A 23047-nucleotide genomic window follows, 5' to 3' on the forward strand; every position below is an offset into this window, starting at 1 on the left:
AATCCCCTATTTATCATGACTCTCCATTTAAGCCCTTTGGCTTAAGCAAGCAAATACAAATGACTAAAACCTGTCAACTTATTATTGCAAATAATTATCATTAGCCTTGCCTTTACACTTCTTTACATTTAGACTGCCGCACAATCACATAATAAATACTGATTTAACAAGGACAAGCATGTTAAAAACTTCACTGACTCTGGTCGCTCTTGCACTAAGCAGCCAATCATTTGCTGATGAAGCCATCAATAAAAAACTTACCGCAGAAGAAATGGAACACGTTGTTGTATCAGGCAGCCGTGTATTTGAAAGCATTGATGAAGTACCCGCTTCCGTCACGATTATTAGCCAACAGCAAATTGAAGAGCATTTAAAAGTTAATCCAGAACTACAAAGCTTACTTGCGCAAATGGTACCAGGCCTTGCACCAGATACAGGTAGTTCGAGTAATACAGGTCAGAGTTTACGCGGCCGTGCACCACTTGTGATGATTGATGGTGTGCCACAATCTACACCTCTCAGAAACGGCTCGTTAGGAGTTAAAACACTCGACCCAAGTGCCATTGCGCGTATCGAAGTAATTAAAGGTGCTACCTCTGTTTATGGTAATGGCGCATCGGGCGGTATTATTAACTACATCACAAAACAAGCAACAAGTGATGGTCAGCCAGAAGGTGAGATCAGCCTATCGTCACGCTTTAGTGCAGTTAAGTTAGAAGAAAGCGCTGGTGCGCGAGTCTCCGCGGCAATTAATGGTCGTGCTGATAAAATTAGCTATTTATTCACCGCAAGTTACGAAGAAAATGGCGTTCAACGTGACGCTGAAGGCGATATTCTTGGCTTACAGTACGGTTTATCTGATGCAGTAACCGAAAACTACTTCACCAAACTTGGTTATGATTTTGACGATGAGAAGCAACTGCAATTTAGCTATAACTACTTTAGCTCTCAACAAAAAACCGATTTAGGGGATGTTGTAGGGGATCTTAATGATGGCGAAAAAACCTATGCCATACATGTACCTAAAGAGCTGCAAAAGCAAGGTAAACCACAAGGCCCAGACGGTAACGAAAACATTACCTTAAAATACACAGACTACGCCCTGTTTACTAATACCCAAATGACACTCGACCTTTACATGCAAGACATCGAGAATGTGTTTTTCTTTTCTACAAACTTAGCTAACCCAGACGAAGGCTACGAAGGCGGCCAATCAATTATTCGCTCTGAAAAGAAAGGTGCACGCGCTACCTTCAATACCCTTGTAGATTTTGACAATGTTGAAGCTACCTTCATTTATGGCCTGGATGCACTTAATGATGTGACGTCTCAACCACTTGTTGATGGTCGTGTTTGGGTACCAGAAATGGATATGGAAAGTCTTGCTGGCTTTTTACAAACAAAATGGGTTATCAATAATGATTTAGTTATTAAAGCGGGTGTGCGCCAAGAGAGCATTGATTTAACCGTTGATGACTACGAAACCTTAAAGCTTTGCCGCTCTGAAACACAGTGCTCAGTGCCGCTTAGTGTAAAAGGTGACACCATAGATTACGATGCAACCACTTATAACGTAGGTGTGAAATACAATTTACTTGAGGTCTTCAGCCCGTTTGCCAATTATTCACAAGGGTCTGATATCTCAGATATTGGCCGCCTATTACGTGCTGCAACGGTAAACGATATTGGTTTAATTCAAACAGAAGCATCAATCATCGATAACTATGAAATTGGTTTTACCTCACAGTTTGATGACTTACGTTTTGAATTTGCAGCTTACCGTAGTACATCAGAATTTGGCACCACGAATAGCTTTAATGAAGTAACCGGTGTGTATGAGCCGGTACGTGCACCGCAAGAGATTTGGGGTTACGAAACATTAGTTGATTATAAAATTAACCCAACTCTAAAACTGGTTGCAACTTACAGCTATGTTGAAGGTAAAAACACCAAAGACGACATTTACTTAGGTTCGCGCCAAATAAGCCCACCAAAAGGCACTGCTAACTTAAACTGGCAACCTAATGATGAATTATCACTGACGGTAAGTTATTTATATGTGGGTTCTCGCAAACGCTTTGAACCAAATGCAGACGGTGACTATGTTGGCGACCAAGGGCCAATTAGCAGTTACAACCTATTTAACCTAAGCGGTCGTTATAACTTTAGTAAAAACTGGCAAGCGTTTATGGGGGTAGAAAACCTATTCAATAATGATTACTACCCTGCCCGTGCCCAGTCATACACCTATGGTGGCTATAACATTAAAGGCTAGGTACCACTGTTACACTTGGTGCAACTTATAGCTTCTAAATTACTTTAATGAAGAACAACAAGCCCTTCTTAGTAAGGGCTTTTTTCATTTAAGAATAGAAACGATAGATTGTTCATTTATCAACCATTAACGCAAACTTAAACGAGAATCACACTCAATAGTAAACAACTGATTTACAAAGGAAAAAGTTTGCAATCTTGTTTTTATATACTACAATTACCGCAACTTGGAATTCGAGGACAGCATTATGAAAGGTAACCAAAAAGTCATCGATAGTTTTAACAAACTACTCGCAAACGAATTAGCCGCTATAGATCAATACTTTATTCATTCTCGTATGTATGATGATTGGGGCCTAAATAAGCTGTATGAGCGTCTTAACCACGAAATGGAAGAAGAAAAAGATCACGCTGATTGGTTGATCAAACGTATTCTATTTTTAGAAGGCGTACCAAACATGACTAAACGTCGTGATCTATTAATTGGCTCAGACGTTAAAAGCATGATGCAAAATGATTTAACACTTGAGCTAGAAGTTGTTGACTGCGTTAAAGAAGCAATTGCTATCTGTGAAGAAGAAAAAGACTATCAGTCACGCGAAGTGCTTGAAAAGCTATTATTTGATACAGAAGAAGATCATGTTTACTGGTTAGAACAACAGCTTGGTCTAATCGACAAAATTGGTAGCCAAAACTACCATCAATCTCAAATGGGCGAATAGAGGCTAATTGTATGAAAGGCGATAAAAGCGTCATTGCTGCACTTAATAAAGTATTAGCGAATGAATTAGTAGGTATTAACCAATACTTTTTACACGCTCGTATGTTTAAAGATTTTGGCTTTTCAAAATTAGATAAAGCTGATTACAAAGTATCTATTCAAAAAATGAAAAACGCCGACCGTTTAATTGAACGTATTTTGTTTTTAGAAGGTTTACCAAACTTACAAGATTTAGGTCGCCTACGTATTGGTGAAAACTCTGAAGAAATGATCGGAGCGAATATGAGCTTTGAACTGGATTCATTACCTGATCTTAAAGCGGCAATTAAACTTGCTGAAGAGAAAAAAGATTACATCAGCCGTGAAGCGCTTGATCACATCTTAGATGAGCAAGAAGAACAGATTGATTGGCTTGAAACACAGCAGCAGTTAATCAAAACCGCAGGGCTTGAGAATTACCTGCAATCTCAAATGTAATTTGCTAAAACTTAAAAAAGCAGCCTAGGCTGCTTTTTTTATAGCTAAAATTTGTGATTAATCGTCTTCGCGATCAATGATTGACACTTTATTACTTAAAATTAAAGAGTTAGGAATTAAATGCACCGCTCCTTCGCCTTTAATTGTGATATAGCGCAAATTAAGATCAATCACAGTGCCCTTTGAATTACTCACTTCAATGTAATTACCAAGCTTTATGGGCTTATAAAGCACAATCATCACACCTGCTACTAGATTTGAAATAGCATCCTTCAACGCAAAACCCAATGCAAAGCCTGTTAGGCCTAAGCCGGCAACTAACGCGGCTACGTCAAAACCCAGTTTCGATAACGCAAGCACAATACCTATGAATAATAAAATAGCGCGCTGCGAGTTAGAAATAAGCCGAAAAGTTTCAAGAGCGGTTGAATCAAAGCGACGTTGAAACTGTTTAATAGCACGGTCAATAATAAGGCTTGCTATGTAAAAAGCAGCAAGTACTAAAAATGCTTGAATAAGTTGGCTAGTCATAAGATTTTCAAGTAAAAATAAAGCCCATCATAGGCTTAAAATTGTATGAGGAAAACTATTATTGCTTTTCAAACACACAAGAAACATCAGGTTTACTCAGTGTATAAGTGATATTGCCATTGTCTTTAAAACGCAGATCTTCTGTTGTTGAACCGTTGTCGTCTTCATTATCACAGCGAAAGTAGCGCTTGGTTCTAACAATGCCATTTACAAAGTATTTTAACTTCGAACTGACAACGCAAAAGTGTGGTATCTTTTTTACCTGCGTGCCGTTATGTAAGTCACTAAAATCGATTAACGTCCCTAAGCTAAAGCCTTGCGTTGATTCTTTTATCAATGAAAAAGATGCGTTTTGGCAAACCGCATCACTGCCCTCTTTTGTTTTGTAATCACCTTGTTTGTCTTTTATCAGTGCCAAAAACTGCGTTTTATTGCTCGGTGTTACATCCAGCAGAGCACTGGCAATTGACGAAGTCGAAAGGAAAAAAGCCACTAAACAAAAGTAATATCTCATTGAAAATCCATAAACTTATAGACACTTTACTAGCATAGCATGCTGATTAAGGTTGGTGAATTTATAACGTATTAGTTAATACGATTAAAAAATGCTTTTGGTTCTATTTTATGAACTTTGCATAGGCAACCAATCTGTTTATATGCTATAAATTTAAATGATGATAACTTTTGGAGGGAATCAAATGAAAATAGTCAAACTCATCGCTTTAACAACATTTTTAGCCTTAACCAGCGTACAAAGCCTAGCAAGTGATGACGACTGGAAAACGATTGCTGAGAAAAAAGTCAGCTACAAAAGCGAAACCGATACCGTTAACCCAATCACCAGCAGCAACTACAGCCATATTAAAATCAAATGCACTCATGGCACGGTGAATCTTAAAAAAATTAAAGTCGTTATGAACAACGGTGAAGAAAAAGTATTTGATAACCTTGGTGTTTTAACCAAAGGAATGTCATCACGTAGCTTAAGTTTGCCAGACAAGAACGACGCCAAACTCGATAAAATCAAACTGGAATATGAATCGGTAGGCAGCACAGCCCTTAGTATGGCAGGTGTAACTGAAAAAGCCGAAGTTGAAATTCTCGCGAAAAAAGCAAAGAAAGAAGATTAAAGTTGCGAGATGCGAGATGCGAGATGCGAGATGCGAGATGCGAGATGCGAGATGCGAGATGCGAGATGCGAGATGCGAGATGCGAGTCAATGATGTTTGAGTCTATACAGTTTCACAAGTAGCGGCGTCTTTCCGCCGCGATTATTTAAAAACAAACGCGCGAAACAAATTTTACACTTTCGAGTGCCCATGTAGGTCGTCATTTATGGCGACAAAAACCGTGGAAATTTTCACGTAGGAACGGCTTCAGCCGTGAACCTGAGAGGTTCGGCGTTAAAACGCCTCCTACAAGCTTTACCCTCGAAACTCACTCACTTTACCCTTTTAACGCGCTAAAGCACGACCTACAAACTTGTATCTCGCAAACTTTACTCTCGTATCTCGCAAACTTTACTCTCGTATCTCGCTAACTTTACTCCCGTATCTCGCTAACTTTACTCTCGAAACTCGCTAACTTTACTCTCGTATCTCGCTACTCTCTTAACGCTTATAAAGCGCTTCAATTGTCGCTGAATCAAGTGAATAGGCATTAATCATATAGCCTGCTAACGCACCTGATGCGTTTTCTGGTAATTCAAGTTTTTGTGATAATGCATGTAGTGTAAATTGATATCGGTGAGCGCCATGGCCTTCTGGAGGACAAGCGCCGCCAAAGCCTTTGAAACCATAATCATTTGTGATCTGCACACTGCCTTTTGGCATTGCATTCTTCTTTGTACTGCCTGCACCGCTTGCTAAACTTGATACCGACTTAGGGATATTCACAACTTGCCAATGCCACCAGCCACTCCCTGTAGGCGCATCTGGATCATAAACGGTCAATGCGAATGCTTCAGTTCCTTTAGGTGCATTTTGCCAAGCGAGTTGTGGAGAAAGGTTATCGCCATTACAACCAAACCCTTTAAACTCTTGCGCACTCCCCATAAAGTCACCATGGGCAATGTCTTTGCTTGTTAGCGTAAATGTCTCAGCGAATGTGGTGCCAGATAAACATAGCAAAAATAACGGTGTAGCAATTTTCAATGTTGATGATTTCATAATATTCTCCGATTAATAAGAATAATCATAATACCTAGCAAAGACAGATCAAATTAGTACCAAAACTGTCAATTATTAGCCTGCTTCGCTCATTATTGTTTTACGAAGGGCTGTTGGAGTCGTATTAAACAAAAGTTTAAACTTATCGGTGAATCTAGATTGCGACGAAAAACCACATTGCTGGGCAATAGTGCCAATAGATTGTGAGCTACTTTGAATCAAATGTAGTCCATGGCTTAAACGCGCGTTATCTTTAATTAACTGAAAACTACTGTCTTCTGCGGTTAACTTTCTTCTGAGTGTCGATTCGCTCATCGCTAACGTCGCTGCAATACTGCTTGCATCCCAATCACGCGTTAAATCACTCGCGATAATAGTATGTACTTTGTGAGTCAGTGTTGGTGGCTCAATAATTGAACCTAAGTCTTTGAAGCCCTGCGAATATAGTACTTGCAGCAGCTCTTGTCTTCTAATTGGCCATAATTGTGGTGGTGTTACTGCAGCCCATTCAATAAATTGTTTTAAGGTCATTTGAAACAGTGAATCGACTTGCCCAGTAATAAACTTTTTCTTTGCGCCGGCTTGATATTTCAAACACTCGAAGTCGGTGTAATCAAATTCAATCAATAACGCAATATAGCCAAAGTTTTGTGGAATATTGCGCATTGCTACCTGTGGTGTATTTGCCAATAAGACAAAATTACCTGCATCACAGTTAACTTCTTCTGTATCTATTAGCGTTTTGCTGCCAGATAACACAACGACAAGTAATGGGTTTGCGATAGGCACATTTACAATATGTTGTTCATCATTAGCGCAGTAAATCGAAAACGGTAAAAACGGATGTCGCTTTACAGTGCTTAAACCTATCTCTATCAATTCATTCATAATTTACAGTGTTTTTTATTGGACTCGAAGGAACGGATTGGACCGTGATTCTTAGTTATTCGGCGTTAAAACGCTACCGGCTAACTTTACACTTTAATCGGGCTAAAGCACGACCTACAAACGCGTGAAAAAACATTAGGCACTAGGGTTTAGGCTCTAGGGCACGATGTAAAATCGCTGCTACTTGTTCGGCGTTGAAACGCCTCCTACAAACTTGTATCTCGCTAACTTTACTCTCGTATCTCGCTAACTTTACTCTCGTATCTCGCTAACTTGAACCCAATCAAACAAGCATATTGTTTAACATCATTCCTGGCATTAAAAATACCATTGCAAAAGAGAATGAGCCGGTGAGTGCAACTGCAATACAGCAGAATACCGTTTGCATTAAAAAGACGTTGGGTTTACCAGAGGCACTTTTTTGAAATGACACATAGGCAAGTAACAGTTTTTCTCTAATTTTTTGAAGGTAAGAACGCACTACTCTGATAATAGGCAAGCTGTACATTGCTAAAAAAGCAAATACAACTTCTATTCCACCAAAATGAAATAACAGTGCAATCTCAGGTGAGAACCAACCGACAATAGCTATCAAGCACCAAAATGCAGCTTTTTGATATTTATTTAGTTCGTGCCATTTGATCATCGTCTTCCTTGTATTTCCAATTATATTTAAATTAAGTGAGCAGCTGATTTATCTAATTTAGTTATATACGCTTTAAGCTCTGCAAGCTGAAGTTTTTCGCCTTGGTGAGCATTCATCGCTTTTGCAAAGTAGCTATTGGCTTGCTGCTGATCACCTGCATGCTCATGAATGAGTCCAATGCGAAGATAAGTAAAAGCAAGATTATTCGGGCCTATTTCTGTTTGCAGCGTTTTAGCGCTATCAAGCTCAAGAATTCTTGAAAGTGCATTTAACGCATAGAGCGCACTATCGCTCGAACCTTTGATGTACTGAGAATGAGCAAGTTCTAGCTCTTTTTTAAGAAATTCGCTTGTAATTTCATTTGCGTTTGTAGGTACTGCTAACGAGACTAAAACAGCTAAGGTTAAAACTTTAAACATATAAAACCTCCTTTTAAAATGTGCTTTACAGATTAATCAAACTCGACCAACTGGTCAAACTTTACTCTCATATCTCACTAACTTCTCTTTTGACGCGCGAAACAAGTTTCACGCCTACGATTGAAAGCATAAGGTGCTAGGATTTAGGCTCTGGGACGCGATGTAAAATCGCTGCTACTTGTTCGGCGTTAAAACGCCTCCTAGAAACTTTACTCTCGTAACTCGCAAACTATACTCTCTTATCTCGCTAAACACTCTTTTAACGCGCTAAAGCACGACCTACATAATATCGCGCGAAACAAGTTTCACGCCTACGAAAGAAAACATTAGGCGCTAGGATTCAGGCTATGGGACGCGATGTAAAATCGCTGCTACTTGTTCGGCGTTAAAACGCCTCCTACAAACTTGTAACTCGCTAACTTTACTCTCGTACCTCACTAACTTTACTCTCGTATCTCGCTAACTTCTCTCTCGTATCTCGCTAACTTTCCACTTGAGTCTCGCTAACTTTACTCTTTAACCGAGCTTAATCGCGACCAAAACCTATCAGCTTTTTACCATTTAATCCTTTTTTATGCCATTCGGTTTGCTCTTCGCAAAATATTTGCGCGTCTAATTCTTTACTTGGCTCTTCATTTAAACTGCCTGCAGGTACAAGTAGGTATTTACTGTCTTGTGATTCAAATGGCAACGCAGAGCCACAGGTTTTACAAAACGCCCTAGATAATGCACGACCAGGGTAATTAAACCGCGTAATGTGATTTTGGCCTTTAACCCATTCGATAGCATCAGGTGAGGTAAACAAGTTTGCAGCGTGAGCAGTGCCAGTTAGTTTGCGGCATTGTTCGCAATGACAGAAGAAAAAACGCCTAAAGTTATCAGCGACTTTATAACTCACTTCGCCGCAGCAGCATCCACCAGTAAGTCTTTTAGTCATATCTATCTCCTTATTCGCTAAGCTAAAAATTTATACCCTAAACGATGCGCTATTTACTAATTTTTGGCAATAAAAAAGGCCATATTGCACTTACAACATGGCCTTTTTGCATTGACACAACTTAGAAATCTAAGTTTGATAAAACTTCATCATCAACGTTATTAGACAAGGTCACTTTAAGTTTAGGGGTACGAGCCATTTCACGTTTAATAGCAAAATTAGCTTCTTCGTTACGCGCCCAACTACGACGAGCAATACCGTTGTTTACATCAAATAATAGCATAGATTTCAAACGACGCTCTGCGGCTTCACTACCGTCTAGTAGCATACCAAAACCACCGTTGATCACTTCGCCCCAGCCAACACCACCACCATTGTGGATAGATACCCAAGTAGCACCACGGAAACCATCACCAATTACATTGTGAATCGCCATGTCTGCGGTGAAGCGGCTACCATCATAAATGTTTGATGTTTCACGGAAAGGTGAATCTGTACCACTTACGTCATGGTGGTCACGCCCAAGTACAACCGGACCAATTTCGCCACGATTAATGGCATCATTAAAGGCTTTAGCAATTTCAGCGCGGCCTTGTGCATCTGCATAAAGAATACGAGCTTGCGAACCAACAACCAGTTTGTTTTGCTTCGCATCTTTGATCCACGTGATGTTGTCTTGCATTTGCTGTTGGATCTCTTCAGGCGAGTCTGCCATGATTTTATTTAAAACGTCTGCAGCAATTGCATCTGTTTTATCAAGATCTTCTGGTTTACCTGATGTACATACCCAGCGGAACGGGCCAAAGCCGTAGTCAAAACACATTGGGCCAAGAATATCTTGTACGTAAGATGGGTATTTAAAATCAATACCGTTTTCAGCCATTACATCGCCACCAGCGCGTGATGCCTCTAGCAAGAACGCATTACCGTAATCAAAGAAGTAAGTTCCTTTTGCCGTGTGCTTGTTAACAGCATCGGCGTGGCGCTTAAGCGTCGCTTGTACTTTTTCTTTAAATACTTCTGGCTCTTCACGAATTAAACGATTTGACTCTTCATAGCTGATATCAACCGGGTAGTAACCGCCTGACCAAGGGTTATGAAGTGAAGTTTGGTCTGAACCTAAGTGAATGAAAATATCTTCAGCTAAGAAGCTTTCCCATACATCAACCACGTTACCGATAAAGGCAATTGAAACCACTTCTTCATTTTGCTGAGCCGTACGTACACGCTCAACAAGCTCTGGCATGTTATCAATTAGCTCATCAACCCAACCTTGTTGATGACGCTTAATAGCTGCCTTAGGGTTAACCTCGGCACATACGGTGATACAGTTAGCAATGTTACCCGCTTTAGGTTGCGCACCACTCATACCGCCTAAACCAGCAGTTAAGAAGATCTTACCTTTTGGTGATTCGCCTTTTTCAAGTACTTTACGGAATGCATTCATTACCGTAATGGTTGTACCGTGCACGATGCCTTGTGGGCCAATGTACATAAATGAACCCGCAGTCATTTGACCGTATTGAGTTACACCTAGTGCATTGAATTTTTCCCAGTCATCCGGCTTTGAATAGTTCGGGATCATCATACCGTTTGTCACAACCACGCGCGGTGCTTCTACTGATGATGGAAATAACCCCATAGGGTGACCCGAATACATGTGCAGCGTTTGGTCTTCTTCCATTTCGCTTAAGTACTTCATGGTTAATAAGTACTGTGCCCAGTTTTGGAATACCGCACCGTTACCACCGTACGTGATTAGCTCTTCAGGGTGCTGTGCTACTGCTGGATCAAGGTTATTGTCGATCATTAACATGATAGCGGCAGCTTGTTCGCATTTAGCTGGGTAATCGCTGATTGAGCGCGCTTTAAGTTCATAGTTAGGCTTAAAGCGATACATGTAAATACGGCCAAATTGCTTAAGCTCAGCGGCAAATTCGACGGCTAATTCTTGATGCCATTCTTTAGGGAAATAACGCAATGCGTTACGAATTGCTAATTGCTTTTCGTCAGCTGATAAAATGTCTTTACGTTTTGGAGCTCGGTTTGCATCATTTGGATACGGTTTTGGCTCTGGCAATACGCTTGGGATACCTTGCTTAATTTGTTCTTGAAAAGTCATTATTTGCTCCCTTAGTTAACTTTAAACGCTTGCGATTTAACAAGTGCAACCATGGCATCAATGTCTGGCTTAAGTAAGCGGTCTTCTTCTAGTTTGGCAACTTTGCTGCGAATGAGCGCAAAGTTTTCTTCAATAATGTCTGAACACTTGTTAGGACGTCTAAATTCGATTGCTTGCGCTGCATACATCAGCTCAATCGCAAAGATTTTATCAAGGTTACCTAAAATCTGGTTTAACTTACGACCAGAAATACTACCCATAGATACGTGATCTTCTTGGCCCATTGATGTTGGTACGCTGTCTGCTGATGGCGGGAAACACAATGATTTATTTTCTGTTACCAGTGCAGCTGTCACGTATTGCGGGATCATCATGCCAGAGTTTAAGCCACCCGATGTCGTTAATAAACGTGGTAAGCCGTGTAAGCCCTCAAGCAGTAAATAACAACGACGATCAGCAATGTTACCAAGCTCTGCCGCTGCGATTGATGCGTAATCTAATACCATAGCAAGTGGTTGACCGTGGAAACCACCACCCGAAATGGCTTCTTCTTCGCTGATCACAATTGGGTTATCTGTTACAGAGTTCATTTCTGTTTCAGCAAGCTCTTTTAAATGGTAGTACGCGTTACGTGATGCACCATGAACTTGTGGAATACAACGTAATGAGTAAGGGTCTTGAACACGGTCACAATCAGTGTGTGAAGCCATGTTTTCAGATCCTGCAAAAAAGCTACGCATACGCGCTGCAACTTCAACGTTACCTTTAAAAGCACGAATTGCGTGTAACTCTTCACGGAACGGCGATTGGCTACCCTGCATACCTTCAATACTCATAGCACCTGCGATATCTGCAAGGTCTAATAAGTAACGCATTTTAGTAAGCGCAGTAATGGCATGCGATAAAATAAACTGAGTACCGTTAATTAACGCTAGGCCTTCTTTAGCATGTAATTCTAAAGGCGCTAAACCGTGCTCTTTTAATACCTCTGCTGCTGGTTTGATTGTGTCGTTTACCCAAAACTCACCTTCACCTAAAAGAGGTAAGAATAAGTGCGATAACGGTGCTAAGTCACCCGATGCGCCTACTGAGCCTTGCTCTGGTACTACAGGGATAATATCAAGTTCAATAAACTTAAGCATACGCTCAACAACGGTTAAACGAATACCTGAAAAACCTTGGCTTAATGCATGTACTTTGGTGATTAGCATCAGCTTTGAAATAGGTTTAGCGATTGGCTCACCCACACCAACAGCGTGTGTGATCAATAAGTTCTTTTGTAATAGGTTGGTTTCTTCTGGAGAAATTTGTGTATCACACAATGGGCCAAAGCCCGTATTGATACCATAAATGGCTTTATCTGAGGCAGCCATTTTGTCTACGTTTTGGCGGCTTTTATTTATTTTATCAATTGCTTCTTGGCAAAGCTCTGCCTCTAACGTACCGGCTGCAATAGCATTAACGCTGTCTAACGTTAATTGGTCAACACCATACTTAAATGTCATTTATAACTCCTAAAGAACAGGATTAAGTTTTATTTAGATGAAGTCTAGCTTGCTCTAGTTGTTTTACAAATGCATAATTATCGTTATTCATTCCAGATTTATCGAACTAAAAGAAGAGCTATGCAAGTTCATGACGTAGACCTGCGCTTATTGCGCGTTTTTGTAGCAATTGTTGAGTGTGGCGGGCTTTCAGCCGCAGAGTCACGTTTAAATATTGGCCGCTCAACGATCAGTGCGCATTTATCTGATTTAGAAGTAAGGCTTGGCATTAAATTATGTAAACGTGGCCGCAGTGGTTTTGAAATTACAGACGCTGGTGCCATCACTTATCAGGCATCGATTGAACTGCTTCAGCAATGCGAAGCCTTTGCTAATACCGTAGCAAGCTCTAAAAACGAGTTATCGGGGCGTTTAAGTATTGCCATGATAGATACCATGGTCAGCGACCCACGTTGTGCCATTCCACGCGTAATCGCAAAGTTAAAAGGCAAAGGTAAAAACATTCAGTTCGATATTAATGTGTGCGAGGCACGAGAGGTAGAAACCGCAGTAGCCAATGGCCGTTCATTAGTGGGAATTGGTGTTAGCCGCCATCATATTCGTGGGTTAGATTACACTGCCCTACACAATGAAACTAACTTTTTGTATTGCGCAGTCGGTCACCCATTATTTAAGTGTGAAGAAAAACAAATAAATGAGCTCATTAAAGAAGCCGAAGTCATTACCAGTAACTACATGCGCGATAAAGAAAGCCGAAACGACGGTTTAAACTATCAAAATAGTGCTGTGGCTTATCACGATGAAGGTATTGCACATTTAATTTTATCGGGTGAGTTTATTGGTTATTTACCCGACCACTACGCACAGTTCTGGGTTGATAAAGGTATTTTCAAAGCTATTCAACCGAGTAAATATCACTACGATATTCCTGTGGTATTGATCACCTCAAAAACAAATGCCAGCTCGCCTTTAGCAAACGCCATGATTGACGAAATTAAGCATTGTTACGCGGTTTAGTTTTAAACTTATTGATTAAACTAAAAACAATCAAAATCAGACCAAAAATACCAAGCAATATACGCGTAATATTGCTTTTAAATATTGCCTGTTCATAACTTTGGATCATCTTACCATTTAGTTGTAACTGATGAACTTTATACGCTTCGGCACTTTTATTATATGAAGCTAAAACATGAACGTGATCATTTAATTCAATTGGTAAGTTCGTTGGTCTTAGGTATGTAGTCGTCTTTTCCGTTCCTACAACTGTCATAAGTTTACATTTATTGTGTTGCCCACAATTTCTATGTGATTCATAAAAGCGCTTTACTACACCCTGCTCATCTAGTAGCTGTTCTTTTATAGGCAAATCCAAAAAATAGAATGCGGCAATTATTTGCAATAGGCCTATTAAAAATAAATAAGAAGATAAAAACTTTTTTTCTTCTTTTTTCGTGTATTGAGTGATTGGCGACTGATGCGGTGTATTAAGCATTGAGCTGCGGCTCTTTAGTTTCTTTAATTAGCACAAGGCTAAACGCGATTATGGCAAAGTTTGTAGTCACAGGATTAAACGCTTCGATTAAAAGTGCAGGTTGTAAAACGGCAACAAACAGCATTAGTCCAACTAAAGCGACTATATTGAGAATATTGATTAAGATTGAACGGTAGAAGATAAAAAACAGCACGGCAAATATAATTTCACCTATGCCAGCTGCCCGAGTAATGAGCATTGAAATTTCAGCATTAAAACCAAAACTTGCCGTCATTTGTTGTTCTAAGGGGGCAATATGAATTAGTTTTGGCATCAGCCCATGATAAAGCCAACAAAAGCTGATAATAAATCGAGCGATGTGAATCGTACTTAAATGCTTCATTGGGTAAGTTTACTTTGTGTACTCTGATATTCAGAGCACACAGTATAGCTTATAAGCTAGTAGGTTTACCGAAACGGTTCTCAGCTTCATCACCCGCTAAAAAACCATTTTCAATTAACGCCCAGATACCACCAATAACGGGAACTAAGCCAATCAGTACCCACCAACCTGATTTATTACGGTCATGCCAGCGCTTTACTTGAACCGCAAGCGAAACCCACATAAGTGGGATATAAAAGATGAGTGTGATCACAGAAATTGCTGTTTCATTACCCGCTGTTAATAATGCGACTAAGAACATAAAAACAAATGAAGCTACGATAATACCTAAGAAAGAATACCAATAGGTTTTTCTAGGTATACGACCATTAAAAGAAAACAAAATTTCTTTCATCGTTAAAGTGGTAGTTTCTGTTGATGCCGAAGCGAGGTTTGCTTCTGGGGCTTGATATACGTTTTCTGACACTGTCATTTCCTTTGATATGTGTTGTAGCAGACCGAATTAATCTAGTCTGCTGATTTATGTTGTTAATAGTGCTGAATTAAGCATGAATAATATAACACAAAATGATTGGATTTGGGTACTAAGAAATTGTTGATAAGCTTTAGACAGGTATGTACTAGGCCATAAAAAAGCACCCTTAGGTGCTTTTAATTAATTCGGTTGTTGCCAATATTTGGCGTATAAATTTGGATAGGTTTGTTTTAAATACTTGGCTTTATCTTTAAAGCGTTTACCTTTTGGTTGCTCAAGGCCTGATGGTACAAAAGGTAATTCGTCATCATTACGTTCTTCGTAAAGCATACCGGCAATTAAATCGTATTCATCTAAATACGGGTAAGGCTGTTCGTTTAAATGATAAACTGGCTTACACTCAGCAATTGAGTCTGGGTTTTCAAGCGCCTTTAAAAAAGCCTGTTCACCACGTGAAATAAGCCAACATAAAAACTCAGAAAAGCCATAATCATCGTTACAACCGGCCATTACATAAGCGGCACCAAATAAGTCCCAGGTATAGGCTTTGCGCAAACGTAGGTTAAACTGCTTATCAAATTCCATCAGCTGCTGGTCAGATAAATCAGTCAGCTTTGCTTTTAATGCATTACAAACAGATTCAGGCTCAGCAGTTTTATCTTCGGCGGTTACGAGTTGCCAAAATTCACTTTCACTTAAAACACTCATGATAAAATCTCTTTCACGCGCCCTACTTGACCATCATCAAGTTGAACTTTAATACCATGCGGGTGGTTTGGGGATTTAGTTAAAATACGTGACACCACACCTTGAGTTAACTGACCTGTTCGTTGATCTTGTTTTAATACAATGTTGACTTCGCAGCCAATTGAAATTTGTGAACGCGTAGGCACTGCCATTGCTATATCTCTTTCAATAATTTTTGCCGATTATAGCCATTTGCCGCTAGCTTACCAAATTAAACCTGTTTGATTGGGCTGTTTTTAAGCAGCGCCTTTGGCAATACCTCATTTAAACGTTCGATGATGGCTTCAGCTTTACCCTTTATTTGAAAGTCATAACCTTGCCCGTTGCCATCTAATATGACGGCTAAATAGTTATCAGCAACTTTCAATTGCGAAATACGACTTAATTCAAGTATCTCTTCTTTTTCGCATTGGTAGTACACCTGCTTAACCGTTAGGCTTGTGTCTGTTGCAGTGATTGTATTACTAAGCGCTGCTTTGGCTACGAATTTTTCTGTTGAGTAATAAGCCTGCACCACACATGCAATTGCCAAGGTAAAGCAGGTATAAGGTGAAATAGGTAATGAATCAGATTGCAAGCCGTACACGCCTACACCACTAAACAACACAGCAAGAGCACGATTTAACCTAACCATCTGTTTAGGGGTTAAATTAAAGTACATTATTATTCCTTTAAAAACGTAATTGCTTTTACATTGATAGCTAAATCTACAGCGCTCAATTCTTTGATAATTAAACTGGTAATTAACTGGGTTTGCTCAGCGGTTATCGGCAGCTCTTTGCAATAACAACTTACTTTTAGTGATTGTGGTAGCTTTTTTAGGTCAGCAGTATGCGTTAACCATGAAAATTCGTGTACGTGCTCTTTTGCTTGTTCGCAGGCTTGCGTTAAAGCCTCTCGAATAGCCTTATCTAGGCGCTTTTCAGTTTTAGTCATGTTCTGCTTGTTGTTTTTTAAATTCTTCGTAGCTATCTTGCTGGCGCTTTACACACTCATGGTACTCTTTATCTGCCATATGATTGCATTCACTTAAGCGCGCTGATTGAATTTCATGATAACGGGCATCTGAGCTACACGCTGATAAAACCACAGCAAGCGTTGCAATCACGGCCAATTTTAAAGCATTAAAAAACATTAAATTTCCTTTATGTAGTTATACATTGGTGCTGCGTTTTCCTGTATATTGCGGGGGTTTAAATATTATAACCAAAGGGTTCTATATGATGTTGTCGCAGTTACAAGAGCTGTTTCAGCGTATCGATAAAAGTAAAATTTTTCAATCATTTGTTATTGCTGTCATTGTTATTTCAGCGCTAACAGTGGGGGCACACACCTACTCATTACATCCAACTGCCGAGCTTGCCTTACACTGGATGGACTTAGGGATTACAGTATTCTTTTTAGTTGAACTGGTGATCCGTTTTATTGCCAGTCGTGGCTTTAAAGATTTCTTCAGCAAAGGCTGGAATATTTTCGATTTTATAATCGTGGTTGGTAGCCTTTACCCTGCTGCTGGCTCAACCCTTTTCATCGCCCGATTATTGCGTATTTTCCGCGTATTGCGACTAGTGTCGATGATCCCAGAACTTAGATTGCTGGTTAACTCGCTTCTAAAAGCTATTCCGCAAATGGGCTATATCGCCCTGCTTATGTTCGTGATCTTCTACATTTATGCCGCCATGGGTAGCATGCTGTTTGCTGACATTAACCCAGTATTGTGGGGCGATGTATCAATTTCTATGCTAACTCTATTTAGGATTGCAACGTTTGAGGATTGGACCGATGTTATGTATGAAACGATGGCTGTGTATGAACTCAGCTGGATTTTCTATCTAACGTTCATCTTCTTAACGGCCTTTGTATTTTTAAACATGATGGTTGGTGCGATTTTAGAAGTTATGTCTGAAGAGCATCGTAACGCCCGTGAAGAGCAAACATCTGATGCCGACATGCCTGCAACCAAAGGGCAAATTGCTCAGCTGCAAGCTGAAATGGCCGAACTCAAACAACTATTGAAAGAAAAGCAGTAAGGCTTTTTGAGCTAAGCTTTTTAGATAATAGTTTTTAGCTATTAGGCGCTAGGACCTAGACCCTAGCGCTTCTACTTTAAAATTTATAAATATGAAGCAGCTTTTTGCAATCGAACTCAACCTGAAAATTTACGATCCAACTCGATAATTTCTTCTTTTATAGCTTTCACTTGCTCTTGTGCAGCGGATGCTCTAGCAAACCCAATTCAATAATGCCTGTGCATTTATTTATAAATGTTATCTAGCCCACTATTTAACCTCAAAGCACTTGTTTAAATTCATGGATTATTATCAAAATAAGCTTGATATCTGGCCTTCTGCTATTTTTGTATGACATACAAACAATTCAAAAGGCATACCAATATACATACCTTGAAGAGCGGATGAATCCAACACTTCTATAAATATATCAGCAGTTTCTCCATCAAAGAACTCTTTACCCTCTTCAAAAATAAGTCTACAGCTGGTATCGACACGGTTCAAATATGAAATTCGAGGGTAACAACCACTTCCTGTATATCTAAATGCATGAGGCGTGCGTTCTATGACTAAGAAAGTAACTTTTGCTGTAATATTCATTACATATCATCCTCTTTTTTCTACCTTCCATGGCGGGTTTAAGCGGTTTTCTCCGGCCCAATATAATTTAATTTTATTCCCTGATGGGTCTTTTAGAATTGCTTCCGTCCATAAATAGCGCTGTGCGGTTGGCGGCTGTTCAAAGCGAATGCCTTTTTCAACAAGGCTTGCATAGAGCTCATCGAGCTGCTCATGTTCAAAATATATTACCGCACTGTTACTAAACTCTTCAGTTTCTAATGACAGCGAAAATGTGGCATCACCATCTGGGCATTGAAAGCGCGCATAATGCGGGGTATCCACTATCTGAATCATTCCCAGTGTTAAGTAAAAAGCCACCGCTTCATTCATATCCTTTACAGGTAACGTCACCTGATTGAGATTCATTTGCTACTCCCTTGTAATGCTTTATTCGTTGCTTCAGCATATCGCGTTCATTAAATTAAGCAAAAGATAAGTGACGAGTTAGCGAGTTACAAGTTGCGAGAGTAAAGTCAGTAAGAGTTTGTAGGAGTCGTTTTAACGCCGAACATCTAAATTCACGGCTAAAGCCGTTCCTACGGGATTCATCGGAGGCGTGAAACTTGTTTCGCGCATTGTAGGTCGTGCTTTAGCGCGTTAAAAGAGAAGTTAGCGGGTTGCGAGAGTAAAGTTTGTAGGAGGCGTTTCAACGCCGAACAAGTAGCAGCGATTTTACATCGCGTCCTAGAGCCTAAATCATAGAGCCCAATGTTTTAAATCGTAGGCGTGAAACTTGTTTCGCGCGTTTGTAGGTCGTGCTTTAGCGCGTTATAAGAGAAGTTAGCGAGTTTCAAGTTGCGAGAGTAAAGTTAGTAAGAGTTTGTAGGAGGCGTTTCAACGGCGAACATCTAAATTCACGGCTGAAGCCGCTCCTACACGAGCTCCAAGTGCAATATTGGAAATGGTTTACCCATATCATCTAAGGGCGAGCGTGAGGCAACTTTAAAGCCCATATGCTGATAAAAGCCAACTGCAAGTGGGTTTTGCTCATTTACATCCACTTTGTGAGAAGCTAATTGCTCAACCGCATAGTTTAGTAGGGCTTTACCTATACCCTTACCTCTTGCGGCATCTAAAATAAACAGCATTTCAATTTTGCACTCATGTACGCCAACAAAGCCTAAAATTGCCTGATGCTCATCCTTAATACACTTTAAAGTAACATTAGGAAACGCCTGCTCTATGATAATTGGCTTAAAAAAAGCGATGTCGTCTTCTGTTATAAAATCATGGGTTGCTCGTACTGAGTTTTCCCATACAGCAAGTAGCTCTGGGTAATCTTCAGCGTTCACATTGTCTATTTTCATTGATTAAATACTCATAATTGCTGCTAGCAAAGTAACATCAGGTTTTAGAATTCACACAAGTATTATTCAAGCAATAAACCAAAGTAAAGCATTGTCACGATTTCAGACATAACTCCCGCGAGCGATAAATATGACATTTAGTTGACAGGGGCATGGAATGTACTAACTTTAGTTTTAGTAATTAACATGCTTTTAACAAAGCAGTGCTTGATACTTTCCAACCAATTGGCAGCATTTGCGGGATGCAAATTAGCTGCCTATTCCTACTTCATGTTTAAGCATATAGCTAAGTAAAGCTTGGGCATCTGGGTGTTTATCTGCCCTTAACCCTGTTACAACACCTTGTTGATCTGCCGCCGATTTATGCTGGCCTAACTTCTCTTTTGCCTGAATTGAATCAAGTTCGATTTTAATACCCACTATGCCACGGAGTAATTTGGCTTGATAATCAGCTGGCAACAAACTGGTGTCGTTTAAAATACTTGGCTCGTATTGGCTAATTAGTTCATCTAGGCAGGCTAAGGTGTTGTCATCATCGAGGTATTCTACTTTGCCCTGGGCATGCACCGCAGCGTAGTTCCAAGTCGATACAGCTGGCTTCTCACTATACCAAGTCGGTGAAATATAACTATGTGGGCCATTAAAAACCACCAATACACGGGTATCTTGCAAGCTTTTGCCATGACGATTTGCCCGTGACACATGACCATACAAGGTACCAAACTCGCCCTCATCGGGTTTATAAACTAATGGTAGATGGGTTGCCTCAAACTCACTATCAACCATCAATGCAAAGCTGTAGGTTTTGATGAACTGCGATACTCGCTCTGGTGTCATTTTCCATTTATTAGGGGTGTGCATTACTTTCCTTTAGTGCTAAAAAAGGCCAGCAAACTGCTAGCCTTAATATTGAGTTGTATGATTAATGTTGACCATCAACAATAATGCGTAACATACGACGAAGTGGCTCAGCAGCCCCCCATAGCAGTTGGTCACCTACTGTAAACGCACTGATATATTCTGGACCCATCGCTAATTTGCGAATACGACCTACCGGAATAGACAGTGTGCCGGTTACTTTTACAGGTGTTAAATCAGTTGATGTAATGCCACGATCATTCGGGATCACTTTGACCCACTCATTGTGAGAAGCAAGAATTTCTTCAATTTGCTCAACGCTAATGTCTTTGCGCAGCTTAATTGTCATTGCTTGTGAGTGACAACGCATTGCGCCAATGCGAACACATAAGCCATCAACAGGGATAGGTTGTTCGCTGCTGCCTAAAATTTTGTTCGCTTCAACTTGCGCTTTCCACTCTTCTTTACTTTGACTGCTTGGCATTGGTACATCAATCCAAGGAATAAGGCTACCTGCTAGAGGCACACCAAACTGGTCTTGTGGTAAATCGCTTGAGGCAATTTTTTCGGTGACTAACTTATCAATCTCAAGAATCGCAGCATTTGGATCTGCAAGTTTGTCAGCAACAGTTTCGTGAATTGCACCCATTTGCGCAATTAACTCTTTCATGTTGCGAGCGCCTGCACCAGACGCCGCTTGATATGTCATTGGGCTTACCCATTCAATCAAGTCTTGCTCAAATAAACCGCCTAGTGCTAATAGCATCAGTGATACGGTACAGTTACCGCCCACATAGGTTTTAACACCTTGCTCTAAACCCGCACTGATAACGTCTTTATTTACCGGATCTAGCACAATAATACTGTCGTCACTCATACGCAGTGCCGATGCCGCATCAATCCAGTAACCTTGCCAACCTGATTCACGTAATTGCGGGTAAACGGCTTTGGTATAGTCACCGCCTTGGCAAGTAACAACAATATCCATCTTCGCAAGCTCAGCGATATCATTGGCATCTAAAAGCGGTTTAGCAGGACCCGCAAGATCAGGACCTAATTGACCGGTTTGTGAGGTGGTGAAAAAAGTCGTGTCGATATTAGAAAAATCATTTTCTTGCTGCATACGTTCTAATAACACAGAGCCAACCATGCCCCGCCAACCGACTAATCCTACTTTTTTCATTGTTTGTTCCACTGTTTGATTCATTCCAATTACCTAAACTGTTAAAAATTAAAGTCCATTGCGTGAGAGTTTAATTTTTACAGAAGTAATCTAGCATTGCGGCCCAAGCAAAACCAGCGCTAACCGAGTAACATCAAAATTTTTCATCTTAGCATTGGACATGCGTCTGGTAGCACTAAGTTTAGCGCACCAGCATGCACTTCAAAACGTTGTTGCTTTGAGGTGATTGGCTCGCCATCTAAGTTTATTGGCATTTCTGTTTGTGTTTGCCATTCAAGCCAAGGCACTTGAAAGCGTTTTACCCACTGTTGTGATGAGTTAGGGTAATTGCTGAGCTCTTCGATAACCGCTGGTACATCTGAAATTGCAAATGAGGTAAACGCCACTAAATCAACCAAGCCATCATTTATGTACGCATGGGGCGCAAGGGGCTGACCGCCACCCGCTTGGCGTCCATTACACACGGCAGCGGCAATAATATCGCCCGAAGTTCGTTCACCATCAGGCAGCGTTAACTCGCCACTGTAAGGCACAAAACTTAGCGCTTGTACAAGCCCTGCCAAGGTATACGCGCCGCCACCGAGTAAGTTTTTCAGTGCAGGCGGTGTGGTTGCGGTAATTTTTGCCCCAAAGCCAGCACTGGCTACATTTACGAAATAACGCTTATCAACCTCTACCGTATCAATTGCATACGGCTGACCCTGTGCGGCAAGTTTAAGCGCTGGCAAGTACCCGTGGGGAATATTAGCGGCTGTAGCAAAATCATTTGCTGTGCCCATAGGTAAAATTGCAAGCTCTAAACGTTGTGACTTTTCTAGTTTCATTAATGCATTAACGGCTTCATTAACGGTGCCATCGCCACCAGCTACGACAATACGTTTTACACCTTCTGCGACGGCTTCATTGATAAAGCGCTCAATGTCACCGCCTTCATAGGTAACACGCACCGCCAGTGGCTGACTAGTTCGAAATTGACCAATGGCATCACGAAGCTGCTCATCAGCCGCTTTTTTACCATTTATAATTAACCGTAAGTCCATTTTTAATCCCTGTTTAAACACGTTGAACTACCATAACACGCAATGGTTTAATATACCCAAACTACCTCAAGATGCGAGTTTCAGTTGGAATTAAAAGCGATTTAGGCAAGGCATTGATTGCAAGTAATAGTGGTTCTATTGTTAAAATCAATAACGCAGTATAAATCGCTTTTAAACCAACCCTTTGGGCGCTTCACAGGCACTTACTCTCATCGTTGTTACTTCTTAAAAGGGACTGCCAT

General features: G+C 40.4%; 28 protein-coding genes and 1 pseudogene. 6 read left to right on the forward strand and 23 right to left on the reverse strand.

Going from position 1 to position 23047, the window contains the following annotated elements; all coding sequences use genetic code 11:
• Positions 1-178: 178 nt before the first annotated feature.
• From C2M33_RS01110 to bfr (C2M33_RS01120), 3 genes and pseudogenes are all read left to right on the forward strand, one after another.
• A pseudogene (locus C2M33_RS01110) lies at positions 179-2313 on the forward strand (TonB-dependent receptor).
• A 209-nt stretch (positions 2314-2522) separates the two neighbouring features.
• Positions 2523-2996 (forward strand): bacterioferritin, encoded by a 474-nt coding sequence (gene bfr / locus C2M33_RS01115; RefSeq protein WP_063530309.1) that lies wholly within the window; start codon positions 2523-2525, stop codon positions 2994-2996.
• Positions 2997-3007: 11 nt separating this feature from the next.
• Entirely contained in the window at positions 3008-3472 is a 465-nt protein-coding gene (gene bfr / locus C2M33_RS01120) for a bacterioferritin (protein WP_105173457.1), read from the forward strand.
• Between the two features lie 57 nt (positions 3473-3529).
• Here the strand turns inward: bfr (C2M33_RS01120) and C2M33_RS01125 are convergent, their stop codons facing one another.
• A complete protein-coding gene (locus C2M33_RS01125) occupies positions 3530-4003 on the reverse strand; it encodes a mechanosensitive ion channel family protein (protein ID WP_062565577.1) in 474 nt (157 codons plus the stop codon).
• A 58-nt stretch (positions 4004-4061) separates the two neighbouring features.
• Positions 4062-4517, reverse strand: a complete 456-nt coding sequence (locus tag C2M33_RS01130) for a hypothetical protein (protein ID WP_105173458.1) — start codon at positions 4515-4517, stop codon at positions 4062-4064.
• Positions 4518-4701: 184 nt separating this feature from the next.
• Here C2M33_RS01130 and C2M33_RS01135 point away from each other — a divergent pair, with 184 nt between their 5' ends.
• Positions 4702-5133 (forward strand): hypothetical protein, encoded by a 432-nt coding sequence (locus C2M33_RS01135; RefSeq protein ID WP_063707330.1) that lies wholly within the window; start codon positions 4702-4704, stop codon positions 5131-5133.
• A 480-nt stretch (positions 5134-5613) separates the two neighbouring features.
• Here the strand turns inward: C2M33_RS01135 and C2M33_RS01140 are convergent, their stop codons facing one another.
• The 7 genes from C2M33_RS01140 to hutH form a co-directional block, all read right to left on the reverse strand.
• Complete coding sequence (locus tag C2M33_RS01140) at positions 5614-6171, reverse strand: YbhB/YbcL family Raf kinase inhibitor-like protein (RefSeq protein WP_063530382.1); 558 nt, start codon at positions 6169-6171, stop codon at positions 5614-5616.
• 75 nt (positions 6172-6246) lie between these two features.
• Positions 6247-7059: a helix-turn-helix transcriptional regulator gene (locus tag C2M33_RS01145; RefSeq protein ID WP_105173459.1), complete on the reverse strand. Its 813-nt coding sequence runs from the start codon at positions 7057-7059 to the stop codon at positions 6247-6249.
• Between the two features lie 283 nt (positions 7060-7342).
• Entirely contained in the window at positions 7343-7705 is a 363-nt protein-coding gene (locus C2M33_RS01150; RefSeq protein ID WP_062568001.1) for a hypothetical protein, read from the reverse strand.
• Positions 7706-7731: 26 nt separating this feature from the next.
• Entirely contained in the window at positions 7732-8124 is a 393-nt protein-coding gene (locus tag C2M33_RS01155; protein WP_105173460.1) for a hypothetical protein, read from the reverse strand.
• A 526-nt stretch (positions 8125-8650) separates the two neighbouring features.
• The gene (locus tag C2M33_RS01160; protein ID WP_105173461.1) at positions 8651-9061 is read right to left on the reverse strand and encodes a GFA family protein; all 411 of its coding nucleotides are present in this window, start codon (positions 9059-9061) and stop codon (positions 8651-8653) included.
• A gap of 121 nt (positions 9062-9182) precedes the next feature.
• Positions 9183-11183 carry a urocanate hydratase gene (locus C2M33_RS01165; RefSeq protein WP_063707338.1) on the reverse strand — a complete coding sequence of 667 codons (2001 nt, stop codon included), beginning with the start codon at positions 11181-11183 and terminating at the stop codon, positions 9183-9185.
• An 11-nt stretch (positions 11184-11194) separates the two neighbouring features.
• Positions 11195-12688, reverse strand: a complete 1494-nt coding sequence (hutH, locus tag C2M33_RS01170) for a histidine ammonia-lyase (protein ID WP_063707340.1) — start codon at positions 12686-12688, stop codon at positions 11195-11197.
• A gap of 120 nt (positions 12689-12808) precedes the next feature.
• On the opposite strand from hutH, the gene C2M33_RS01175 reads away from it, so the two are divergent.
• Positions 12809-13705 carry a LysR family transcriptional regulator gene (locus tag C2M33_RS01175; protein ID WP_105173462.1) on the forward strand — a complete coding sequence of 299 codons (897 nt, stop codon included), beginning with the start codon at positions 12809-12811 and terminating at the stop codon, positions 13703-13705.
• Here the strand turns inward: C2M33_RS01175 and C2M33_RS01180 are convergent.
• The 8 genes from C2M33_RS01180 to C2M33_RS01215 all read right to left on the reverse strand — a co-directional run bounded on the left by C2M33_RS01180 (position 13683) and on the right by C2M33_RS01215 (position 16922).
• Positions 13683-14183 (reverse strand): hypothetical protein, encoded by a 501-nt coding sequence (locus tag C2M33_RS01180; protein WP_105173463.1) that lies wholly within the window; start codon positions 14181-14183, stop codon positions 13683-13685. The genes C2M33_RS01175 and C2M33_RS01180 overlap by 23 nt on opposite strands.
• On the reverse strand, positions 14176-14565 hold the full coding sequence (locus tag C2M33_RS01185) for a DoxX-like family protein (protein ID WP_105173464.1): 390 nt from the start codon (positions 14563-14565) through the stop codon (positions 14176-14178). The genes C2M33_RS01180 and C2M33_RS01185 overlap by 8 nt, the downstream gene beginning before the upstream one ends.
• 49 nt (positions 14566-14614) lie before the next feature.
• On the reverse strand, positions 14615-15031 hold the full coding sequence (locus C2M33_RS01190) for a DUF805 domain-containing protein (protein ID WP_199775193.1): 417 nt from the start codon (positions 15029-15031) through the stop codon (positions 14615-14617).
• Positions 15032-15220: 189 nt separating this feature from the next.
• On the reverse strand, positions 15221-15748 hold the full coding sequence (locus tag C2M33_RS01195) for a DUF4240 domain-containing protein (RefSeq protein ID WP_105173465.1): 528 nt from the start codon (positions 15746-15748) through the stop codon (positions 15221-15223).
• A complete protein-coding gene (locus tag C2M33_RS01200; protein ID WP_036971837.1) occupies positions 15745-15939 on the reverse strand; it encodes a YwbE family protein in 195 nt (64 codons plus the stop codon). Before C2M33_RS01200 ends, C2M33_RS01195 begins: the two co-directional genes overlap by 4 nt.
• 59 nt (positions 15940-15998) lie before the next feature.
• Positions 15999-16448, reverse strand: a complete 450-nt coding sequence (locus C2M33_RS01205) for a hypothetical protein (RefSeq protein ID WP_063707351.1) — start codon at positions 16446-16448, stop codon at positions 15999-16001.
• Positions 16449-16450: 2 nt separating this feature from the next.
• Positions 16451-16723, reverse strand: a complete 273-nt coding sequence (locus C2M33_RS01210) for a hypothetical protein (RefSeq protein WP_063707353.1) — start codon at positions 16721-16723, stop codon at positions 16451-16453.
• The gene (locus C2M33_RS01215; RefSeq protein ID WP_063707355.1) at positions 16716-16922 is read right to left on the reverse strand and encodes a hypothetical protein; all 207 of its coding nucleotides are present in this window, start codon (positions 16920-16922) and stop codon (positions 16716-16718) included. The genes C2M33_RS01210 and C2M33_RS01215 overlap by 8 nt, the downstream gene beginning before the upstream one ends.
• A gap of 88 nt (positions 16923-17010) precedes the next feature.
• On the opposite strand from C2M33_RS01215, the gene C2M33_RS01220 reads away from it, so the two are divergent.
• Positions 17011-17817 (forward strand): ion transporter, encoded by an 807-nt coding sequence (locus C2M33_RS01220; protein WP_171038308.1) that lies wholly within the window; start codon positions 17011-17013, stop codon positions 17815-17817.
• Between the two features lie 291 nt (positions 17818-18108).
• Here C2M33_RS01220 and C2M33_RS01225 read toward each other — a convergent pair whose 3' ends face one another.
• The 6 genes from C2M33_RS01225 to yegS all read right to left on the reverse strand — a co-directional run bounded on the left by C2M33_RS01225 (position 18109) and on the right by yegS (position 22805).
• Positions 18109-18396, reverse strand: a complete 288-nt coding sequence (locus C2M33_RS01225) for a hypothetical protein (protein WP_105173466.1) — start codon at positions 18394-18396, stop codon at positions 18109-18111.
• A 6-nt stretch (positions 18397-18402) separates the two neighbouring features.
• A complete protein-coding gene (locus tag C2M33_RS01230) occupies positions 18403-18783 on the reverse strand; it encodes a VOC family protein (protein ID WP_105173467.1) in 381 nt (126 codons plus the stop codon).
• A 506-nt stretch (positions 18784-19289) separates the two neighbouring features.
• Positions 19290-19724 carry a GNAT family N-acetyltransferase gene (locus tag C2M33_RS01235; RefSeq protein ID WP_105173468.1) on the reverse strand — a complete coding sequence of 145 codons (435 nt, stop codon included), beginning with the start codon at positions 19722-19724 and terminating at the stop codon, positions 19290-19292.
• Positions 19725-19973: 249 nt separating this feature from the next.
• Positions 19974-20585, reverse strand: coding sequence for an FMN-binding negative transcriptional regulator (locus C2M33_RS01240; protein WP_105173469.1), 612 nt, complete (start codon positions 20583-20585; stop codon positions 19974-19976).
• Positions 20586-20646: 61 nt separating this feature from the next.
• Positions 20647-21789: an aspartate-semialdehyde dehydrogenase gene (asd, locus tag C2M33_RS01245; RefSeq protein ID WP_105173470.1), complete on the reverse strand. Its 1143-nt coding sequence runs from the start codon at positions 21787-21789 to the stop codon at positions 20647-20649.
• A 119-nt stretch (positions 21790-21908) separates the two neighbouring features.
• Positions 21909-22805 (reverse strand): lipid kinase YegS, encoded by an 897-nt coding sequence (yegS, locus tag C2M33_RS01250; protein WP_105173471.1) that lies wholly within the window; start codon positions 22803-22805, stop codon positions 21909-21911.
• Between the last annotated feature and the right edge of the window lie 242 nt (positions 22806-23047).

Origin of the sequence: Pseudoalteromonas sp. T1lg122 (assembly GCF_002964825.1) — a bacterium.
GTDB classification, from domain to species: domain Bacteria; phylum Pseudomonadota; class Gammaproteobacteria; order Enterobacterales; family Alteromonadaceae; genus Pseudoalteromonas; species Pseudoalteromonas gelatinilytica.

What these genes read in the sequence shown, in the direction of transcription:
- bfr (WP_063530309.1), top strand. Translation starts at nt 2,523, where the DNA reads ATGAAAGGTAACCAAAAAGTCATCGATAGTTTTAACAAACTACTCGCA.
- bfr (WP_105173457.1), top strand. Translation starts at nt 3,008, where the DNA reads ATGAAAGGCGATAAAAGCGTCATTGCTGCACTTAATAAAGTATTAGCG.
- C2M33_RS01125 (WP_062565577.1), bottom strand. Translation starts at nt 4,003, where the DNA reads ATGACTAGCCAACTTATTCAAGCATTTTTAGTACTTGCTGCTTTTTAC.
- C2M33_RS01130 (WP_105173458.1), bottom strand. Translation starts at nt 4,517, where the DNA reads ATGAGATATTACTTTTGTTTAGTGGCTTTTTTCCTTTCGACTTCGTCA.
- C2M33_RS01135 (WP_063707330.1), top strand. Translation starts at nt 4,702, where the DNA reads ATGAAAATAGTCAAACTCATCGCTTTAACAACATTTTTAGCCTTAACC.
- C2M33_RS01140 (WP_063530382.1), bottom strand. Translation starts at nt 6,171, where the DNA reads ATGAAATCATCAACATTGAAAATTGCTACACCGTTATTTTTGCTATGT.
- C2M33_RS01145 (WP_105173459.1), bottom strand. Translation starts at nt 7,059, where the DNA reads ATGAATGAATTGATAGAGATAGGTTTAAGCACTGTAAAGCGACATCCG.
- C2M33_RS01150 (WP_062568001.1), bottom strand. Translation starts at nt 7,705, where the DNA reads ATGATCAAATGGCACGAACTAAATAAATATCAAAAAGCTGCATTTTGG.
- C2M33_RS01155 (WP_105173460.1), bottom strand. Translation starts at nt 8,124, where the DNA reads ATGTTTAAAGTTTTAACCTTAGCTGTTTTAGTCTCGTTAGCAGTACCT.
- C2M33_RS01160 (WP_105173461.1), bottom strand. Translation starts at nt 9,061, where the DNA reads ATGACTAAAAGACTTACTGGTGGATGCTGCTGCGGCGAAGTGAGTTAT.
- C2M33_RS01165 (WP_063707338.1), bottom strand. Translation starts at nt 11,183, where the DNA reads ATGACTTTTCAAGAACAAATTAAGCAAGGTATCCCAAGCGTATTGCCA.
- hutH (WP_063707340.1), bottom strand. Translation starts at nt 12,688, where the DNA reads ATGACATTTAAGTATGGTGTTGACCAATTAACGTTAGACAGCGTTAAT.
- C2M33_RS01175 (WP_105173462.1), top strand. Translation starts at nt 12,809, where the DNA reads ATGCAAGTTCATGACGTAGACCTGCGCTTATTGCGCGTTTTTGTAGCA.
- C2M33_RS01180 (WP_105173463.1), bottom strand. Translation starts at nt 14,183, where the DNA reads ATGCTTAATACACCGCATCAGTCGCCAATCACTCAATACACGAAAAAA.
- C2M33_RS01185 (WP_105173464.1), bottom strand. Translation starts at nt 14,565, where the DNA reads ATGAAGCATTTAAGTACGATTCACATCGCTCGATTTATTATCAGCTTT.
- C2M33_RS01195 (WP_105173465.1), bottom strand. Translation starts at nt 15,748, where the DNA reads ATGAGTGTTTTAAGTGAAAGTGAATTTTGGCAACTCGTAACCGCCGAA.
- C2M33_RS01200 (WP_036971837.1), bottom strand. Translation starts at nt 15,939, where the DNA reads ATGGCAGTGCCTACGCGTTCACAAATTTCAATTGGCTGCGAAGTCAAC.
- C2M33_RS01205 (WP_063707351.1), bottom strand. Translation starts at nt 16,448, where the DNA reads ATGTACTTTAATTTAACCCCTAAACAGATGGTTAGGTTAAATCGTGCT.
- C2M33_RS01210 (WP_063707353.1), bottom strand. Translation starts at nt 16,723, where the DNA reads ATGACTAAAACTGAAAAGCGCCTAGATAAGGCTATTCGAGAGGCTTTA.
- C2M33_RS01215 (WP_063707355.1), bottom strand. Translation starts at nt 16,922, where the DNA reads ATGTTTTTTAATGCTTTAAAATTGGCCGTGATTGCAACGCTTGCTGTG.
- C2M33_RS01220 (WP_171038308.1), top strand. Translation starts at nt 17,011, where the DNA reads ATGTTGTCGCAGTTACAAGAGCTGTTTCAGCGTATCGATAAAAGTAAA.
- C2M33_RS01225 (WP_105173466.1), bottom strand. Translation starts at nt 18,396, where the DNA reads ATGAATATTACAGCAAAAGTTACTTTCTTAGTCATAGAACGCACGCCT.
- C2M33_RS01230 (WP_105173467.1), bottom strand. Translation starts at nt 18,783, where the DNA reads ATGAATCTCAATCAGGTGACGTTACCTGTAAAGGATATGAATGAAGCG.
- C2M33_RS01235 (WP_105173468.1), bottom strand. Translation starts at nt 19,724, where the DNA reads ATGAAAATAGACAATGTGAACGCTGAAGATTACCCAGAGCTACTTGCT.
- C2M33_RS01240 (WP_105173469.1), bottom strand. Translation starts at nt 20,585, where the DNA reads ATGCACACCCCTAATAAATGGAAAATGACACCAGAGCGAGTATCGCAG.
- asd (WP_105173470.1), bottom strand. Translation starts at nt 21,789, where the DNA reads ATGAATCAAACAGTGGAACAAACAATGAAAAAAGTAGGATTAGTCGGT.
- yegS (WP_105173471.1), bottom strand. Translation starts at nt 22,805, where the DNA reads ATGGACTTACGGTTAATTATAAATGGTAAAAAAGCGGCTGATGAGCAG.